Source organism: Shigella sp. FC1544 (assembly GCF_001722145.1).
Taxonomy (GTDB): Bacteria; Pseudomonadota; Gammaproteobacteria; order Enterobacterales; family Enterobacteriaceae; genus Escherichia; species Escherichia coli.
Genome location: NZ_MECT01000302.1, coordinates 1 through 1,346, shown reverse-complemented (window position 1 = coordinate 1,346; position 1,346 = coordinate 1). Strand labels below are relative to the sequence as shown.

The 1,346-nt window shown below is 47.9% G+C and carries 2 protein-coding genes and 1 pseudogene; all 3 read left to right on the top strand.

All coding sequences use genetic code 11. The features are described from left to right. A pseudogene (locus BGK49_RS14780) lies at positions 1-300 on the top strand (IS1-like element IS1X2 family transposase); the annotation flags it as partial. A gap of 20 nt (positions 301-320) precedes the next feature. After that, the gene (locus BGK49_RS14775; protein WP_072059039.1) at positions 321-1,025 is read left to right on the top strand and encodes a substrate-binding domain-containing protein; all 705 of its coding nucleotides are present in this window, start codon (positions 321-323) and stop codon (positions 1,023-1,025) included. A gap of 156 nt (positions 1,026-1,181) precedes the next feature. Beyond that, on the top strand, positions 1,182-1,346 hold a 165-nt coding region (locus BGK49_RS27350), incomplete at its 3' end, for an IS1 family transposase (RefSeq protein WP_047664789.1).

Here is a 1,346-nt window from a genome sequence, read left to right as displayed (position 1 = left end):
ACGGTTGTGGCGCACGTCTTCGGTGAACGCACTCTGGCCACACTGGAGCGTCTTCTGAGCCTGCTGTCGGCCTTTGAGGTCGTGGTATGGATGACGGATGGCTGGCCGCTGTATGAATCACGCCTGAAGGGAAAGCTGCACGTTATCAGCAAGCGTTACACTCAGCGCATTGAGCGACATAATCTGAATCTGAGACAACATCTGGCAAGGCTGGGACGGAAGTCACTGTCGTTCTCAAAATCGGTGGAGCTGCATGACAAGGTCATCGGGCATTATCTGAACATAAAACACTATCAGTAAGTTGGAGTCATTACCTCTCTATTGCCAATCAGGATTTAAACAAACAACTTTCTGATGTTGAGGATTTTATTACTAAAAAAGTGGATGCCATTATTATCTCTCCGGTCGATTCGAAAGGCGTCCAGGCGGCGATAATTAAAGCCGATAAGGCCGGTATTCCCGTTATCACCGTCGACGTCGCTGCGGAAGGCGTTCCGGTCGTATCGCATGTTGCGACCGATAACTATGCGGGAGGCGTTGAAGCAGGCAAGTTAATGGGCAAACTTTTGAATGGTAAAGGTACTGTAGCCATTATTTCTTATCCGGCACTACAATCGGTGGTTGCGCGCGTTGATGGTTTTAAGAAAGGGTTAAGCGATACACCGGATATTAAAATTGTTGCTGAACAGCCTAGTATTACGCGGGCTGAAGCGTTAACGACTGCGCAAAACATTATGCAGGCAAATGCCAACCTGAATGGTCTGTTTGGCTTTGGTGATGATGCGGCGCTGGCAGCGGTTATCGCAGCAAAATCTGCGCATAACGACAACATCAAAATCATTGGTTTTGACGGCATGAAAGAAGCGCGTGATGCCGTTGACAGTGAAAAAACGTTTGCGGCCGTGATTCGGCAATATCCCGATCAAATGGGTGCTAAAGCCATTGATGCCGCTGTTGATCACCTCAATGGTAAACCGGTAGAAAAAATGATCCCGGTACAACCCGGCGTTTATACAGGTAAATAGTAAACATCTTCACCTCACAACAAAACGTTATTGGCGTTTTGTTGTGACACCGAGGTCATTATGACGGATGTTATTCTTGATGTTTCGCATATTGCGAAGACGGTAATGCTGCCAACTTACTGATTTAGTGTATGATGGTGATTTTAAGGTGCTTGCGTGGCTTCCATTTCCATCAGATGTCCTTCCTGCTCCGCTACTGAAGGCGTGGTGCGTAACGGCAAAAGCACTGCCGGACATCAGCGCTATCTCTGCTCTCATTGCCGTAAAACATGGCAACTACAGTTCACTTACACCGCCTCTCAGCCCGGTACGCACCAGAAA